The organism is Ralstonia mannitolilytica, assembly GCF_905397375.1.
Lineage (GTDB): Bacteria > Pseudomonadota > Gammaproteobacteria > Burkholderiales > Burkholderiaceae > Ralstonia > Ralstonia mannitolilytica.
This window is the reverse complement of record NZ_CAJPVG010000007.1, coordinates 32,063-47,260: the sequence shown is the minus strand read 5'-3', so window position 1 is coordinate 47,260 and position 15,198 is coordinate 32,063. Positions and strand designations below refer to the sequence as shown.

The following is a 15,198-nucleotide window of genomic DNA, read 5'->3' as shown; positions in this document are numbered from 1 at the left end:
TCGTGTAACGAGGCGGTATCGCGTGTCAGTGCTTGGCTGACTTTTACATTTGGGTGCTTCGGGTACCATGTCGGCCATGACAGGACTTCACGATCTCTTCCCCTCGTGGCCGCCGGAACCGGGCGGCCTGTTCTGGATCGGGCTGGCGCTGGTGGGCGCGGCCCTGTGCGGCGAGTTTGCGCGCGTGGCGCTGCGGCTGCCGCGCATCGTGGGCTATGCGGCGGCCGGATTGGTGGCGGGTGTGCTGGGCCGCCCGCTCATCGACGCCGACATGCTCGACCAGACCCACATCCTCATCGAGATGGCGCTGGCGCTCGCGCTGTTCGAGCTCGGGCACCGGCTCTCGTTCGAGTGGCTGCGCGCCAATCGTTGGCTGTTGCTGACCAGTGGCTTCGAGAGCCTGCTGACCTGGGGCCTCGTCACGTGGGTGCTGCAGCTGTTCGGTGTGGCGGTGCCGGTGGCGGTGGCCGCAGGCGCCATCGCCGTGGCCACGTCGCCGACGGTGCTGCTGCAATTGAAGAACGAACTGCGCGCCGAAGGCCAGGTGACGGAGCGGCTGCTTTCGCTCGGCGCGCTCAACAGCATCTACGCGAGCGTGCTGGTGCCGCTGACCGCGGGCTGGCTGCACAGCGAATACGGGCATTGGGGTGCGGCGCTGCTGCATCCGCTGTACCTGCTGGCAGGTTCCGTGCTGCTGGCCTGGGTGGCGGGCAAGGTCGGCCATGCGCTGTATCACCGCATGGCGGGTGACGATCACTACGCGTTTCTGGTGCTTGTCGGCCTGGTGCTGTTTGCCCTGGCGATGGCCAAGCTGCTCAAGCTCTCGGTGCCGCTCACGCTGCTGCTGGCGGGCGTCGTGTTCAAGCACCAGGACGATCACCCGCGCGTGTGGCCGTCGCACTTCGGCAGCGCGGGCAGCATCCTGATCGTGGTGATGATCGTCTCGCTCGGTCTGCCGCTCAAGGCATCGGACTGGGTGATCGGCGGTGTGGCCGCAGTGGCGCTGGTGCTGTCGCGCTTCATTGCCAAGCTGGCGGCGACGACCGCGCTGGGTTCGTTCTCGGGCCTGTCGATGCGCCAGAGCGTGGCGCTGGGCCTGGCACTCGGACCGATGTCGGGACTGTCTTGGCTGCTCATGCACGACACCGCGGTACTGTATCCGCAAACCGGCGGGCCGCTGGCCGCCATCATCCTGTGCACGCTGGCGATCCAGCAGATTGCCGCACCGATCCTCACGGCACGTTCGTTGCGTTGGGCGGGTGAGGTACGGCAGGAAGAAGGGAGGCACTGAGCCCCATGTCGCTTGAACCGTTCTCGAAATCCGAAGCACTGACGTTTGGCGTCGAGCTGGAACTGCAGCTCGTCAATCGTCACGACTATGACCTGGCCTCGGCCTCGCCGGACTTGCTGCGCATGCTCAAGGGCAAGGAGTATCCCGGCGACATCAAGCCGGAGATCACCGACTCGATGATCGAGATCTCCACCGGCATCTGCCACAGCCACGACGAGGCCCTGTGGCAGCTGCGCGAGATGCGCGACCGCATGGCCGAAGCGGCGACGGCGCTGAACATCGGCATCTGCGGCGGCGGCACGCACCCGTTCCAGCAGTGGAGCCAGCGCCAGATTTCGCAGTCGCCGCGATATCAGTACATCTCGGAGCTGTACGGCTATCTGGCCAAGCAGTTCACGGTGTTTGGCCAGCACGTGCACCTGGGCTGCCCGAGCCCCGACGATGCGCTGTACCTGCTGCACGCCATGTCGCGCTACGTGCCGCACTTCATCGCGCTGGCGGCGTCCTCGCCGTTCGTGCAGGGTGTGGATACGGGGTTTGCCTCGGCGCGCATGAACTCGGTGAGCGCGTTTCCGCTCTCGGGCCGCGCGCCGTTCGTGCTGACATGGGATGCCTTCATTGCGTACTTCGACAAGATGCACGCCACCGGCGTGATCGAAAGCATGAAGGATTTCTACTGGGACATCCGCCCCAAGCCCGAGTACGGCACGATCGAAGTCCGCGTGATGGACACGCCGTTGACGGTCGAGCGCGCCGCCGCCGTCGCGGCCTACATCCAGGCGCTGGGCCGCTGGCTGCTGCTCGATCGCCCGTTCATGCCGGTGGAGGACGACTACCTCGTCTACACCTTCAACCGCTTCCAGGCGTGCCGCTTCGGGCTGGCAGGCGAATACGTCGACCCGGCCACCGGCAACCGTGGCGCGCTGGCCGATCACATCCTGGAAACCAGCAAGCTGCTGTCGGAGCATGCCGAGGCGCTGTCGTCCGAAGGCGCGCTCGACATGGTGCGGGAGGTGGTGGAAGCGCGCGATGCCGATGCGGAATGGATCCGCGCGGCCCAGCGCGAAACCCGCAACCTGCACGAGACCGTGCGGCGCGGTTGCGGCCGATGGGCGCAGGCCGCCACGCAGCCTGCGTGAAGCACCGGCGGACGGTCAGCCGTTGCCGGCCGGGCCCGGCGCCTGCAGAGCGCGCTGCATGAAGACGAGGTCGAGCCACTGGCCACGCTTGATGGCGGCCTCGGGCATGCGACCCACCTCCTTGAAGCCGAGCTTTTCGTGCAGGCGGATCGACGCCGCATTGGCCCCGTCGATGGCGCCCACCATCACATGTTTGCCCAGCGCTGCGGCGCGCTCGCACAGCGCCTCCACGAGCACGCGGCCGAAGCCCTTGCCGCGCCAGTCGCGGTGGATGTGCACCGAGTGTTCGACCGTCGTGCGGAAGCCCGGATACGGCCGGAAGTCGCCGAACGACGCAAAGCCTGCGACCTGCCCGTCGTCGTCGGCCACCAGGACCGGATAGCCCTGCGTAGCGCGCAGCGCCAGCCACGCGCGGCGGTCTTCCAGGGTGGACAGCGTCTCCGTGTACACCGCGTTGGAGTTGGCGATCACGTCGTTGTAGATGGCGAGGATCGCGGGCAGGTCGGCTTCGGTGGCGTCGCGCAGCAGCATGGTGAATCGTCGGGCGTCAGTCAGTGAGTCGGGCGCACGGCCAGCACGCGGCGCGCGAACGCCCAGCATACCAACGCGAAGACGATCAGCCCAAGCCATTGCGCCGTGCCTTCGAACGACGCGCCCACGACCGCCAGCGGCGCATCCTTGCCCGTGGCGCCGATGATGGCCGCCATCAGCACGCCGACCAGGCTTTCGCCCACGATCAGGCCCGAGGCGAGCAGCACGCCGTGGCGGTTCGGCACTTCGGCATAGCGCTCGTACGGCACGCCCGCGGCCTGCGCGCGCCTGGCCAGGATCTTCTCGATGATCCACGCCAGCACCGCGCCCGTCACCAGCACCGTGCTCACGGTCGGCGGCAGGTAGATGCCGATGCCCACTGCCAGCACCGGCAGCCGAGCGGCACCGCCACGCTGCTTGAGCGCCCAGTCGATGGCGATCAGGATCACGCCGACGGCGATGCCCGCGATCACCATGTTCCATTCCAGCTGGTGCGTGAAGATGCCGGTGGCGATGGCGGTCATGAGCGTCGCCTGCGGCGCGGACAGCGCCTGCGACGCGTCCATGCCGGCACGCGGCAGTGCGCCGGGGAAGCCGTACGCGTTGTACAGCAGCTCCAGCACGGGCGAGATGACCGCCGCGCCCGCCACGCAGCCGATCAGCAGCGCCACCTGTTGCCGCCATGGCGTGGCGCCGACCAGCCAGCCGGTCTTCAGATCCTGCAGGTTGTCGTTCGAGATGGTCGCCACGGCCACCACCGCCGAGGTCGTGAAGATCGCCAGCGCGATGCCGAGCCGGCTCGCTTCCGGCGAGCCCAGCAGGCCGTTGTCCGCGCCCACGGCCAACAGCAGCAGCGACACCAGCGTGATGGCGATGATGCCGATGCCCGAGATCGGGCTCGACGACGAACCGATCAGCCCGGCCATGTAGCCGCACGCCGCGGCCACCAGGAAGCCGAACACCACGGCGAAGACGACCGCGCATGCAATGAGCGTCCAGCGCGAGCCGGCCGACAGCATGGTGGGCGCCAGGAAGGCCGCAAAGGTGATCACCAGCACGGCCACCATGGCCAGCGTGACCAGGAGGATCCAGCGCGGCGCCATGTCCTGCTCGGTGCGCTGCGTGGCGTCCGCTTGCGGGCGCAGGCTGCCGAATGAGCGCTTCATGCCGTGCAGCACCGGGCCGATGAGCGTGCCGAGCGTCCACACGGCGGCCACGGCGATCACGCCCGCGCCGATGAAGCGCACCTGCGTGCGCCACACGTCGGTGCCGAACGCGGCGAGCGTCTTGCCCGCCGGCATCGGCGTGATGGACGTCAGGTACGGCACCGCGATGCCCCACGCGATGACCAGGCCCACCAGCATGGCGATCCCGGCCACCACGCCGATCAGGTAACCGGCACCCAGCAGCGCGGTCGAAAACCCGAGCGGCAGCCGCACGACCGATGCGCCGGCGGCAAGCCACCAGCTCGCGCCTTCGCCCAGCACACGCAGGCCACTGGTCGCAAACGCGACCACAGCCGCCACGATGCCGCCGGTGGCGATATCGCGCATGCCGGTGGCAGCGGGCACCGCGTCGTCGGCCGTGGCATCGGAGCCGTCGGCGAGCTGGCCGCTGCCCACCCGCAGGATTTCCGCCGCGGCCACGCCTTCGGGGTAGGGCAGGTCACTCTGCACGACCATCGCGTGACGCAGCGGAATTGTGAACACCACGCCGAGCATGCCGCCGGCCATGCACACGCCGAACGTCTGCCAGAACGGGAAGCCTTGCCAGTGGCCGATCATCACGAGGCCCGGCAGGATGAAGATGATGGAAGACAGCGTCCCGGCCGCGGACGCCTGCGTCTGCACCATGTTGTTCTCGAGGATGTTCGTGCCGCCCAGCATGCGCAGCACCGCCATCGAGATGACGGCGGCCGGGATCGCGGAAGAGAACGTCAGGCCCACTTTCAGGCCAAGGTACACATTGGATGCGGTAAAGATCACGGTGATGATGGCACCGAGGATCATGCCGCGCAGCGTCAGCTCCGGCAGGGTTGCGGCCGGAATGTGCTTGGAAGGATGGGGGGATTGCATCCTGCGGGTCTCCGATGAGGGTTTTGTGGCCCGGATTATAGGAGGGGCAGGAGGCGGGTGAGGGCGTCGGGGGTTGCAGCGAACCTCTAATCCGCTGCTCTGCGGCGGATTGCGCAAATGCAAAGGGCCGGCAAGGCCGGCCGCACGCAGCGATGCAACGATGCGGCGATCACGCGCCCAGCAGTTCCGCCACCGCGCAGCCCACCACGACCGTCGCGCCGCGCAGGTCGTGCAGCCGCAGGTTCTCGTCGGTGTTATGGCCGCGCGCTTCCATCAGCGTACGCGGCCCGGCACCGTAGAGAACGGTCGGGACGCCGCGCGCGGTGTAGTGCCGGGCATCGGTGTACAGCGGCACGCCGTGGACCGGCACGTCGCCGCCGAACACCGCCTGCGCATGGCGACGCAACGCCCCGATGAGCGTCTGCACGCCCGGCAATTCCGCCAGCGGTTCGGCCAGGATGATGCGCTCGACCGACACCTCGATGCCCGGGCGATCCGCCGCGGCGCGCTCGATCACGGCACGCAGCTCTTCCTGGGCATCGCGCCCGGCCTCTTCCGGAATCATCCGGCGGTCGATGCGGAACGTCACCAGATCGGGCACGACGTTCGTGTTGATGCCGCCCTGGATCAGGCCGACGTTCAGCGTGGCGTGGTCGATGCCCGGCACGGCGGACTTGCGCGTCGCCAGTTCCCCGCGATACGCATACACGGCCTGCAGGATGTGCGTGGCCGCCTCGATGGCGTCGATGCCGGTGTGCGGCATGGCGGCATGCGCCTGCCTGCCGCGCACGGTCACCTCCACGTGCAGGCAGCCGTTGTGCGCCGACGTGATGCCGTATGCAAAGCCGGCCGAGATGGCGTAATCGGGCTGGCTCAGGCCCTGGTCCAGCAGCCATTTCGGGCCGACATCGCCGCCGGTCTCCTCGTCGTAGGTGAAATGCAGCTCGACCGTACCGTTGAGCTTCGCCCCGCGCTGCTCGGCGTCGATGAGCGCCAGCAGCGCCCACGTGTACGTCGCGAAATCCGATTTGGACACCGCCACGCCGCGGCCGAACATGGTCGGGCCGTGGTCGGTCTGGACGATCTCGCCGCCGTACGGATCATGCGTCCAGCCCAGGCCGGGCGGGACGACATCGCCGTGTGCGTTCATGGCGACGGTCGGGCCGCCGCTGCCGAACGTGTGGCGCACGATGAGGTTGGTGGCGCTGGCCATGCCGGCTGCGCGCACCTGCGCTTCGGGCACCGCATGCGCCTCGACGGTCAGGCCAAGGCCTTCCAGCAGTGCCTTGGCGCGCGCGGCGTGCGGGGCGCAGTCGCCGGGCGGGTTGTCCGACGGCACCTTCACCAGCTCGCGCAGGAAGTCGATCTGCTGCGCGTGCCCCGCCTCGACAAACGCGCGGATGTCCGCGTCGATGCCGGTGGCGGTGAGTTGAGCCTGGGTCATGTCGATGTCTCCGTATCGGTATTGGCGAAGGACGTTCAAAGTGACTGAGCCCCCGTTGTACGGGGGCTCAGGATGGTGCGGACGGCGAGGCGGCTACTGCGCGGCGCGCAAGGCCTCTTCGGTCAGCCATACCGATTCGGGCAGATCCTGCTCGTCGCAGTTGTGGCCTTCGCCGCCGCGGTCGACGACGATGAAGTCGCTGACCTGCTCCAGCGCCAGCAGCGGGTGATGCCACACGCCGCGCGCGTAGTTCACGCCCTGCCAGCCGCGCGACACGAAGGCGCGCAGCTTGGACGGATCAAGCCCGCCCGCAGGCGCCACGACCACCAGGTACGGCTTGTCGTTCAGCGGGATGAAGGCCTGGCTGCCGCGCGGATGGCGCTCCAGCATCTTCACTTCGAACGGCAGCGTGCGCGGCTGGCCGCGGAACAGGTTGATGAGCGCCCGGCCGCCTTCCCCCACGTCCACGTTGGCGAGGTCGTGAAAGCGCGTGGTGGTGCCCTGGTTGATCGGGAACTGCTTGGCGCCCTCGAGTTCGATCACATCGCCGAACGGGGCGAAGGCTTCACGCGTGAGCGGCTCGATGGTCAGCGCAATGCGCGCGATGGCGTCCTGGCTCATTCCAGCACCCCCCACAGGCGCAGGCGCGACACACCGCCGTCCGGGAACATGTTGAAGCGCACGTGCGTGACGACGCCCATGTCGGCGATCTCCGCTTCGTAGTAGTGCTGCAGGTCCATCTGCAGCTTCTGCTCGGGCAACAGCGTCTGCCAGAACATCGCTTGCGTCTTGAGCGAGCTGTCGGTGCCGCCCACCACGCGCGCGGCCTGGATGGACACGCGGTCGGCAAAGTTGCCCTTGAAGTGCGCCGTATCGACTTCGATCTTGCGGATGCGGCCCGGGTGCGCCAGCGCGATGATGCACCAGTCGTTGCCGGGCTCGCGGCGGCGGCGCGTCTCCCAGCCGTCGCCCATGTTCACGCCGCGGCCCGGCATGAGCATGCGCGAGGCCGGCCCGAAGTGTTCGTTGTTCGCTTCGACCACGTAGGCGCCGTTTTCCATCGCGGCGAGATCGAACAGCTGGGTCCGGTCCGCGCCCTTCCAGTCGACTTGCGGCTGGCCATACACGCGCAGGCGCGCGATGCCGCCGTCCGGGAAGATGTTCAGGCGCAGGTGCGTGTACGCGCCCGGGTCGGTCACGGCCACGTAGGCGTGGCTGTTGCCCTGCAGCGTGGTCGAGGGAACGATCTCGGTCCATTGCGTGGCATCGGTCGGCTCGCCGTCGGCCACGTAGGCGGCCTCGATGGACGCCGCCGGCGGGAAATTGCCGGTGAAGTGGCTCGTGTCGATGTCCACGCCCTTCACGACGCCCGGGCGGGCCAGCCGGACGATGCAGTAGTCGTAACCGCCGTTGCGGCGACGGCGCGTTTCCCAGCCGTCCATCCACTTGCCGTGGTCGTCGTATTTGCCGGGGATGAACACTGCCGGTTCGGGATTGAGCATGCGGCTCTTCGGTGCAAAGAACTCGTCGGTGGCGAACGTCGCTTCAGCGCCCAGGCGAGGGTCCGCCAGGTTCGGATAGCGGCGCGTGAAGTCGGGAGCGTTCGGATCGAGCGTAGGCATCGCCATGGGGGTCTCCTTGGGATCGGTCTCTGGATGGTATACGGCGGCCCCGATCGGCGAACTGCCGGACAACTGCAATACGAGAGGTCGGGCCGACGGTGCAGCATGTGGGCCAGGTGCGCAGGGCATTGCCGACTGCATGCGGGTCATCCTAGCATGTGAATTCAAAAATTGCATACAAAAATTGGATCGCCTATGATGCCGTGAACGCTCCAACAATCCAGCGCGACAACTTTGTGCGATGCAGCGAGCGCGACAGGGCTTTCCCGACAATCGCGATAGACGAAACGGGCGCCCAAGACACCTGAAATCCAAAGGAGGATTCACCATGCAACGCTTTACGCGCCCGCTGTTCGGGCAGGTTTTGATCGCCCTCGCGGTGGGCATCGCGCTGGGCATCTGGGCGCCCGACTTCGCGCAGCATCTCAAGCCGCTGGGTGACGGCTTCCTGAAGCTGATCAAGATGCTGATCGCGCCGATCGTCTTCTCCGTCGTGGTGGTGGGGATCTGCGGCGCGGGCGAGCTCAAGAAGGTCGGGCGCGTGGGCGGCAAGGCCGTCATCTACTTTGAGATCGTCACGACGATTGCGCTGGCGCTCGGCATCGGCCTGGCCTACGTGTTCGGCCCCGGCCACGGCATGAACGTCGACCCGAAGACGCTCGATCCGGCCGCCATGGCGTCGTACATGGACACCGCCAAGCAGGTGGAATCGACCGGCGTGGCCGCCTTCCTCCTCAAGCTGATCCCGGATACGTTCGTGAGCGGCTTTGTGAAGGGCGACATCCTGCAGGTGCTGCTGGTGTCGATCCTGTTCGGCTGCGCGCTGTCGCTGCTGGGTGAGCGGACCAAGCCGCTGGTCAACCTGATCGATCAGCTCTCGCACGTGCTGTTCCGCATGATGGCCGTGATCATCCGCCTGGCGCCGCTGGGCGTGCTCGGCGCGGTGGCGTTCACCGTCGGCAAGTACGGCGCCGGCTCGCTCAAGCAGCTGGGCTTCCTGGTGCTGCTGTTCTATGCGGCCGTGGCGCTGTTCGTGTTTGTGGTGCTCGGCACCATCCTGCGCGTGGCGGGCTTCAACATCTTCAAGCTGATCCGCTTTCTGCGCGCCGAACTGCTGGTGGTGCTGGGCACGGCATCGTCCGACGCGGTGCTGCCGTCCATCATGAACAAGCTGGAGAAGATGGGCATCAAGCGCTCGGTGGTGGGGCTGGTCATCCCGACGGGCTACTCGTTCAACCTCGATGCGTTCTCGATCTACCTGACGCTGGCCGCCGTGTTCATCGCGCAGGCGACCAACACGCCGCTGTCGATGCATGACCTGCTGCTGATCCTGGCCGTGGCGCTGATCACGTCCAAGGGTGCGCACGGCATTCCGGGCTCGGCCATCGTGATCCTGGCGGCCACGCTGTCGGTCATTCCCGCCATTCCGGCGATCGGGCTGGTGCTCGTGCTCTCCGTCGACTGGTTCATCGGCATTGCCCGCGCCCTGGGCAACCTGATCGGCAACTGCGTCGCCACGGTGGTGATCGCCGCGTGGGAAAAGGACATCGACCGCGTGCGCGCGAACGACGTGCTCGACGGCAAGATCGACATCACCGAAGAGGGCGAGGCGATCCCCCACGGCCATGGCATCGCGGCGCCGGGTGCGCCCACGCTGCCGCATGCCTGACGCGGCACGCCTGTCGGACGGCGGTAAAATCGGCGCCATGACCGAAACCACCGCCGCCGACATCTCCTCCGAAGGCATTGCCGACGACATCGCACAGGCGATCGTCGCGCATCGGCTGCCGCCCGGCACCAAGCTGCGCGAAGAGGCGCTGGCGCGGGTCTACCACGTCAGCCGCACAAAGATTCGTGCCGCGCTGCTGATGCTGGCCAAAGACAAGCTGATCCGCATGGAGCCGGATCGCGGCGCGTTCGTCGCCAAGCCCGATGAGACCGAGGCCCGCGAAGTCTTTGCCGTACGGCGCGTGCTGGAAGTGGCACTGGCGCGCGAGTTCATCGCCAAGGCCACGGCGGCCGACTATGCGCGGCTCGAAAAGCACTTGGCCGAAGAGCACAGGGTGGCGGCCAGCGCCAACCTGGCGGACGTCCCGCGCCGCAACCGCCTGATGGCCGACTTCCACCTGCTGCTGGCCGACGTGGTCGGCAACAGCGTGCTCAAGGAAATGCTGCGCGAGCTCTCCGCCCGCAGCTCGGTCATCACGATGCTGTATCAATCCACCTACGATGCGGTGCGCTCGTCCGAAGAGCACACCGCCTTTCTGGAAGCCGCCAAGCGCGGCGACGTGGAAGGTGCCATCGCCCTGATGGAAGAGCACATGGCGCACACCGAGGCGTCGCTGAAGTTCGAATCGCCGGGTGGCCGCGCGACGGACCTCGTTGCCGCGCTGCTGGCCTGAGCGCGCGTGCCGACGTACACGCTGCGCGCGCCGGTGTCGGCCGAGCTGGACATCAGGAAAAGCCGCTTCATCGCATGGGCTGTGCCGGTCGAAGACCGCGCCGCTGCCATGGACGTCGTCGCGCGTCTGCGGGCCGAGCACCCGACTGCCACGCATGTCTGCTGGGCGCTGCTGGCCGGCGGCCAGTCGGGGATGTCCGATGATGGCGAGCCCTCCGGCACCGCAGGCCGCCCCATCCTCGAAGTGCTGCGCCACCACGACCTGGACGGCACGCTCGGTGCCGTGGTGCGCTACTTCGGCGGCGTGAAGCTCGGCGCGGGCGGCCTGGTGCGCGCCTACACCGATGCCATCGCCACCGCGCTCATGCAGGCCGAGCGCGTGGAGCGCATCGCCAGCACCACGCTCACGCTCGTCACCGATTACGCCGATGAGGCGCGCATCCGGCGGTGGGTCGACGAAGGCGGCTATGCGCTGGTCGAGGCGGCTTACGATGCCGGCGTTGCGCTCACCGTGCGCTTGCCCGTGACCGATGAGGCGGCTGCGCGTGCGACGCTGCGGGACCTGACGCAGGGACGCGTCGTCATCGCCGAGTGACGCTGAGCGCGCCTCACCCCGCCCGCGACCAATACCCCGGCTGCGCAAACACCGCCTTCAGGTGTTCGATGAAGAACCGGATCTTCGCAGGCACCGGCCGCTGCTGCGGGTACACGGCGAGGATGTCGTAGTCGGGCAGCGCGTAGTCATCCAGCACGGTCATCAGCGCGCCGGATTCGAGTTCCGGCTGGATCTCCCACGTTGAACGCCACCCCAGGCCCAGGCCTTCGCCCATCCAGCGGTGCAGCAGTTCGCCGTCGTTGCAGTCGAGGTTGCCGCTGACCTTCACGGTGACGGCCTTGCCGTTCTGCTGGAAATACCAGCCGCGCTGCTGGCCGCCCTGCAGGTTGAAGGCGAGGCAATTGTGCTTGGCCAGGTCGTCGAGTGTGCGCGGCACGCCGTGCTTGGCGAAATACGCCGGCGTGCCGCACACCACGCGCTTGTTCGAAGCCAGCCGGATCGCCACGAAGTTCGGATCGATGGCCCCGCCGATGCGGATGCCGAGGTCGTAGCCCTCGCGCACGAGGTCGACCACGCGGTCGGTCAGGTTGAACGAGATGCGCACGTCGGGGTTGGCACGCAGAAAATCCGGCGCGTGCGGCGCGACGTGCTTGCGCCCAAACGCGGCCGGCGCCGACACGATCAGGTGCCCCGTCGCCTTGTGGCGGCCCTCGGCGACGAGCAGTTCTGCGCGGTCCAGTTCGCCCAGCGCCTTCTTGCACTGCTCCATGAAGACCGCGCCCTGTTCGGTCACGGCAATGCGCCGCGTGGACCGGTGCAGCAGCTTCACGCCCAGCCTGGCTTCGAGCGCGTTGATGCGGCGCCCGATCATGACGGGCGTCACGTCCTGCGTGAGCGCGGCGGCGGCCATGCTGCCGTGCTCCACCACGGCGATGAACGCCTCGATCTGCTTGAGCTTGTCCATTCCATCATTCCAGTTCGCAATGTCACGCCATTCTAGTGAGCATTCCGTACGCGGATTGCGCCTATTCAGCGCATATCACCTGTGACGAATGGAAAAAATCGGTGTGTGCGGAGTGATGCGAGGCGTGGTCCTGCATCGCTCTTTTTGCGCCGCAGCAAATCAACTGAAAGCGGCATGAATCCTGGCGTCCTCGGCGGTGACACGGCTTCGGCATTGCTGCGCCACGCGAGAGCATTCGATATACAAAGTTAGCAATCAACTGACGAGACCTGCGTTTATCGGTATCGGCATGCGGGAATAGGATCAGCCCCAACGTATTCCCACCTTCCCCTTCCTGGAGACACACCACCATGCCGAAGATGAGAGCAATCGACGCCGCCGTTGCGGTGCTGGAGAAAGAAGGCATCACCACCGCCTTCGGCGTGCCGGGTGCCGCCATCAACCCGCTGTACTCGGCCCTGCGCAAGAACGGCAACATCGCCCACGTGCTAGCCCGCCACGTGGAAGGCGCCTCGCACATGGCCGAGGGCTACACCCGTGCCGAGGCCGGCAACATCGGCGTGTGCATCGGCACGTCGGGCCCTGCCGGCACCGACATGATCACCGGCCTGTACTCGGCCTGGGCAGATTCGATTCCCATCCTCTGCATCACCGGCCAGGCGCCGCGCGCACGCCTGTACAAGGAAGACTTCCAGGCTGTCGACATCGAATCGATCGCCAAGCCGGTCACGAAGTGGGCCGTCACCGTGCGTGAGCCGGCGCTGGTGCCGCGCGTGTTCCAGCAGGCGTTCCACCTGATGCGCTCGGGCCGCCCGGGCCCGGTGCTGATCGACCTGCCGTTCGACGTGCAAGTCGCCGAGATCGAATTCGATCCCGACACGTACAGCCCGCTGCCGGTCTACAAGCCCGCGGCAACGCGTGCGCAGGCCGAGCGCGCCATCGAGATGCTGTGCCAGGCCGAGCGCCCGCTGCTGGTGTGCGGCGGCGGCGTGATCAACGCCGATGCGGCCCAGCTGATGGTCGAGTTTGCCGAGCTGGTGAACGTGCCTGTCGTCCCGACCCTGATGGGCTGGGGCGTGCTGGCTGATGACCACCCGCTCAACGCCGGCATGGTCGGCCTGCAAACGTCGCACCGCTACGGCAACGCCACGCTGCTGGCGTCGGACTTCGTGTTCGGCATCGGCAACCGCTGGGCCAACCGCCACACCGGCAGCGTCGACGTCTACACCAAGGGCCGCAAGTTCGTGCACGTCGATATCGAACCGACCCAGATCGGCCGCGTGTTCGGTCCGGACCTGGGCATCGTCTCGGACGCCAAGGCAGCGCTGGAGAAGTTCATTGAAGTCGCCCGCGAGCTGAAGGCCGCCGGCAAGCTGCCGTGCCGCAAGAGCTGGAACGCCGACGTGCAGAAGCGCAAGCGCACGATGCTGCGTCGCTCCGACTTCGACAACGTGCCCATCAAGCCGCAGCGCGTGTACCGCGAGATGAACCAGTACTTCCCGCGCGACGTGCGTTACGTGAGCACGATCGGCCTGTCGCAGATCGCCGCTGCGCAGTTCCTGTCGGTCAACCAGCCGCGCCACTGGATCAACTGCGGCCAGGCAGGCCCGCTGGGCTGGACGATTCCCGCCGCCATCGGCGTGAAGGTGGCCTCGCCCAACAGCGACGTGGTGGCCATCTCGGGTGACTACGACTTCCAGTTCATGATCGAAGAGATGGCGGTGGCCGCGCAGTTCAAGGTGCCGTACATCCACGTGGTGGTGAACAACTCGTACCTGGGCCTGATCCGCCAGGCGCAGCGCAACTTCGACATGGACTACTGCGTCCAGCTCGCCTTCGACAACGTCAACGCACCCGAGCTGAACGGCTACGGCGTCGACCACGTGAAGGTGGTGGAAGGCCTGGGTTGCAAGGCGATCCGCGTGTTCAAGCCCGAAGACATCGAACCCGCCTTTGCGCAGGCCCGCAAGCTGATGGCGGAGTTCTCGGTGCCGGTGATGGTGGAAGTGATTCTCGAGCGCGTGACCAACATCGCGATGGGTACGGAGATCGACAACGTGGTCGAGTTTGAAGAAGTGCTCGACCTGGAAGACACCCTCACGGAAGCCGAAGGCGTCACCGCATAAAGACGGCGCGCCATTCCCTCACCGTCCGATACAAGGAGAAACCATGACCAAGCTGGCAGCCAACCTGACCATGCTGTTCAACGAACAGGCCTTCCTCGACCGCTTCGAAGCCGCCGCGCGTGCGGGCTTTCGCGGGGTGGAGTTCCTGTTTCCCTACGCGTTTCATGCCGACCAGATTGCCGATCGCCTGAACCGCTTCCAGCTCGACCTGGTCCTGCACAACCTGCCGGCCGGCAACTGGGACGGCGGCGAGCGCGGCATCGCCATCCTGCCGGACCGCGTGAGCGAGTTTCAGGACGGCGTGGGCGAAGCCATCAAGTACGCCAAGGTGCTCGGCGTGAAACAGCTCAACTGCCTGGTGGGCATCCGTCCCGAAGGTGTGAGCGAAGACGCGGCGCGCAAGACGCTGGTGGAGAACCTGAAGTTTGCGGCGAAGGCACTGAAGGCCGAGAAGATTGATCTGCTGATCGAGCCGATCAACACGTTCGATATTCCGGGCTTTTACCTGAACCGCACGCAGCAGGCGCTGGACCTGATCAACGACGTGGACGCGTCCAACCTGTACGTGCAGTACGACATCTATCACATGCAGCGGATGGAAGGCGAAGTGGCTGGCACGCTGAAGCGCCATCTGGACAAGATCAAGCATGTGCAGCTGGCGGACAACCCTGGGCGCAATGAGCCGGGGACTGGGGAGATCAACTATCAGTTCCTGTTCCGTTGGTTGGATGAGATTGGGTACACGGGGTGGGTTGGGTGTGAGTACAAGCCTAAGGCTGGGACGGTTGAGGGTCTCGGCTGGCGGGCTGCTCACAACGTTGGCTGAGATTTTTGTTCGGTTTGGTTTTGCTCCGGTGGTGCATCCCTTGTTTCATCCCCTGCCGGGGCTGACTCACTTTCTTTGTCTTGCCAAAGAAAGTAAGCAAAGAAAGGCGCGCCCGAGATGGCGAAGGATTCCTTGAATTTATGTCGCAGGGAGGGGAAGGGAAAAACTCGCTTCGCTCAGACAGTTTCCCTTCCTTTTTCCTCCCTGCAACAGAAATTCAAGG

Annotated in this window: 13 protein-coding genes; 7 read left to right on the top strand and 6 right to left on the bottom strand. The window is 66.5% G+C overall.

The annotated features are described in order from the left end of the window. Positions 1 to 67: 67 nt before the first annotated feature. Together KHN96_RS14265 and KHN96_RS14260 are read left to right on the top strand one after the other, a co-directional pair. The gene (locus KHN96_RS14265; protein WP_045785260.1) at positions 68 to 1,291 is read left to right on the top strand and encodes a cation:proton antiporter; all 1,224 of its coding nucleotides are present in this window, start codon (positions 68 to 70) and stop codon (positions 1,289 to 1,291) included. A gap of 5 nt (positions 1,292 to 1,296) precedes the next feature. Then, positions 1,297 to 2,430 carry a YbdK family carboxylate-amine ligase gene (locus KHN96_RS14260; protein ID WP_045785259.1) on the top strand — a complete coding sequence of 378 codons (1,134 nt, stop codon included), beginning with the start codon at positions 1,297 to 1,299 and terminating at the stop codon, positions 2,428 to 2,430. A gap of 15 nt (positions 2,431 to 2,445) precedes the next feature. Here the strand turns inward: KHN96_RS14260 and KHN96_RS14255 are convergent, their stop codons facing one another. The 5 genes from KHN96_RS14255 to alc all read right to left on the bottom strand — a co-directional run bounded on the left by KHN96_RS14255 (position 2,446) and on the right by alc (position 8,108). Further along, entirely contained in the window at positions 2,446 to 2,961 is a 516-nt protein-coding gene (locus KHN96_RS14255; protein WP_045787703.1) for a GNAT family N-acetyltransferase, read from the bottom strand. A 20-nt stretch (positions 2,962 to 2,981) separates the two neighbouring features. Then, positions 2,982 to 5,036, bottom strand: a complete 2,055-nt coding sequence (locus KHN96_RS14250) for an OPT family oligopeptide transporter (protein WP_045785258.1) — start codon at positions 5,034 to 5,036, stop codon at positions 2,982 to 2,984. A gap of 169 nt (positions 5,037 to 5,205) precedes the next feature. After that, entirely contained in the window at positions 5,206 to 6,480 is a 1,275-nt protein-coding gene (locus tag KHN96_RS14245) for a M20/M25/M40 family metallo-hydrolase (protein WP_045785257.1), read from the bottom strand. 93 nt (positions 6,481 to 6,573) lie between these two features. Continuing rightward, entirely contained in the window at positions 6,574 to 7,101 is a 528-nt protein-coding gene (locus KHN96_RS14240; RefSeq protein ID WP_045785256.1) for an ureidoglycolate lyase, read from the bottom strand. Then, positions 7,098 to 8,108 carry an allantoicase gene (alc, locus tag KHN96_RS14235; RefSeq protein WP_045785255.1) on the bottom strand — a complete coding sequence of 337 codons (1,011 nt, stop codon included), beginning with the start codon at positions 8,106 to 8,108 and terminating at the stop codon, positions 7,098 to 7,100. Before alc ends, KHN96_RS14240 begins: the two co-directional genes overlap by 4 nt. 322 nt (positions 8,109 to 8,430) lie before the next feature. On the opposite strand from alc, the gene KHN96_RS14230 reads away from it, so the two are divergent. The 3 genes from KHN96_RS14230 to KHN96_RS14220 are packed head-to-tail and all read left to right on the top strand — an operon-like array spanning position 8,431 to position 11,098. Then, entirely contained in the window at positions 8,431 to 9,771 is a 1,341-nt protein-coding gene (locus KHN96_RS14230; RefSeq protein WP_045785254.1) for a C4-dicarboxylate transporter DctA, read from the top strand. Between the two features lie 37 nt (positions 9,772 to 9,808). Then, positions 9,809 to 10,504 (top strand): GntR family transcriptional regulator, encoded by a 696-nt coding sequence (locus tag KHN96_RS14225; protein ID WP_045787702.1) that lies wholly within the window; start codon positions 9,809 to 9,811, stop codon positions 10,502 to 10,504. Between the two features lie 6 nt (positions 10,505 to 10,510). Then, complete coding sequence (locus KHN96_RS14220; RefSeq protein WP_045785253.1) at positions 10,511 to 11,098, top strand: IMPACT family protein; 588 nt, start codon at positions 10,511 to 10,513, stop codon at positions 11,096 to 11,098. A 13-nt stretch (positions 11,099 to 11,111) separates the two neighbouring features. Here the strand turns inward: KHN96_RS14220 and KHN96_RS14215 are convergent, their stop codons facing one another. Continuing rightward, entirely contained in the window at positions 11,112 to 12,023 is a 912-nt protein-coding gene (locus KHN96_RS14215) for a LysR family transcriptional regulator (protein ID WP_045785252.1), read from the bottom strand. Positions 12,024 to 12,373: 350 nt separating this feature from the next. Here KHN96_RS14215 and gcl point away from each other — a divergent pair, with 350 nt between their 5' ends. Both gcl and hyi read left to right on the top strand, forming a co-directional pair. Then, on the top strand, positions 12,374 to 14,149 hold the full coding sequence (gene gcl, locus KHN96_RS14210; RefSeq protein WP_045785251.1) for a glyoxylate carboligase: 1,776 nt from the start codon (positions 12,374 to 12,376) through the stop codon (positions 14,147 to 14,149). A 43-nt stretch (positions 14,150 to 14,192) separates the two neighbouring features. After that, entirely contained in the window at positions 14,193 to 14,975 is a 783-nt protein-coding gene (hyi, locus tag KHN96_RS14205; RefSeq protein ID WP_045785250.1) for a hydroxypyruvate isomerase, read from the top strand. Positions 14,976 to 15,198: the final 223 nt, after the last annotated feature.

Bases quoted from the DNA above. Each gene is read 5' to 3' on its own strand.
- KHN96_RS14230 (WP_045785254.1), top strand. From the start codon at position 8,431: ATGCAACGCTTTACGCGCCCGCTGTTCGGGCAGGTTTTGATCGCCCTC.
- gcl (WP_045785251.1), top strand. From the start codon at position 12,374: ATGCCGAAGATGAGAGCAATCGACGCCGCCGTTGCGGTGCTGGAGAAA.
- KHN96_RS14250 (WP_045785258.1), bottom strand. From the start codon at position 5,036: ATGCAATCCCCCCATCCTTCCAAGCACATTCCGGCCGCAACCCTGCCG.
- hyi (WP_045785250.1), top strand. From the start codon at position 14,193: ATGACCAAGCTGGCAGCCAACCTGACCATGCTGTTCAACGAACAGGCC.
- KHN96_RS14245 (WP_045785257.1), bottom strand. From the start codon at position 6,480: ATGACCCAGGCTCAACTCACCGCCACCGGCATCGACGCGGACATCCGC.
- KHN96_RS14215 (WP_045785252.1), bottom strand. From the start codon at position 12,023: ATGGACAAGCTCAAGCAGATCGAGGCGTTCATCGCCGTGGTGGAGCAC.
- KHN96_RS14240 (WP_045785256.1), bottom strand. From the start codon at position 7,101: ATGAGCCAGGACGCCATCGCGCGCATTGCGCTGACCATCGAGCCGCTC.
- KHN96_RS14255 (WP_045787703.1), bottom strand. From the start codon at position 2,961: ATGCTGCTGCGCGACGCCACCGAAGCCGACCTGCCCGCGATCCTCGCC.
- KHN96_RS14260 (WP_045785259.1), top strand. From the start codon at position 1,297: ATGTCGCTTGAACCGTTCTCGAAATCCGAAGCACTGACGTTTGGCGTC.
- KHN96_RS14225 (WP_045787702.1), top strand. From the start codon at position 9,809: ATGACCGAAACCACCGCCGCCGACATCTCCTCCGAAGGCATTGCCGAC.
- KHN96_RS14265 (WP_045785260.1), top strand. From the start codon at position 68: ATGTCGGCCATGACAGGACTTCACGATCTCTTCCCCTCGTGGCCGCCG.
- alc (WP_045785255.1), bottom strand. From the start codon at position 8,108: ATGGCGATGCCTACGCTCGATCCGAACGCTCCCGACTTCACGCGCCGC.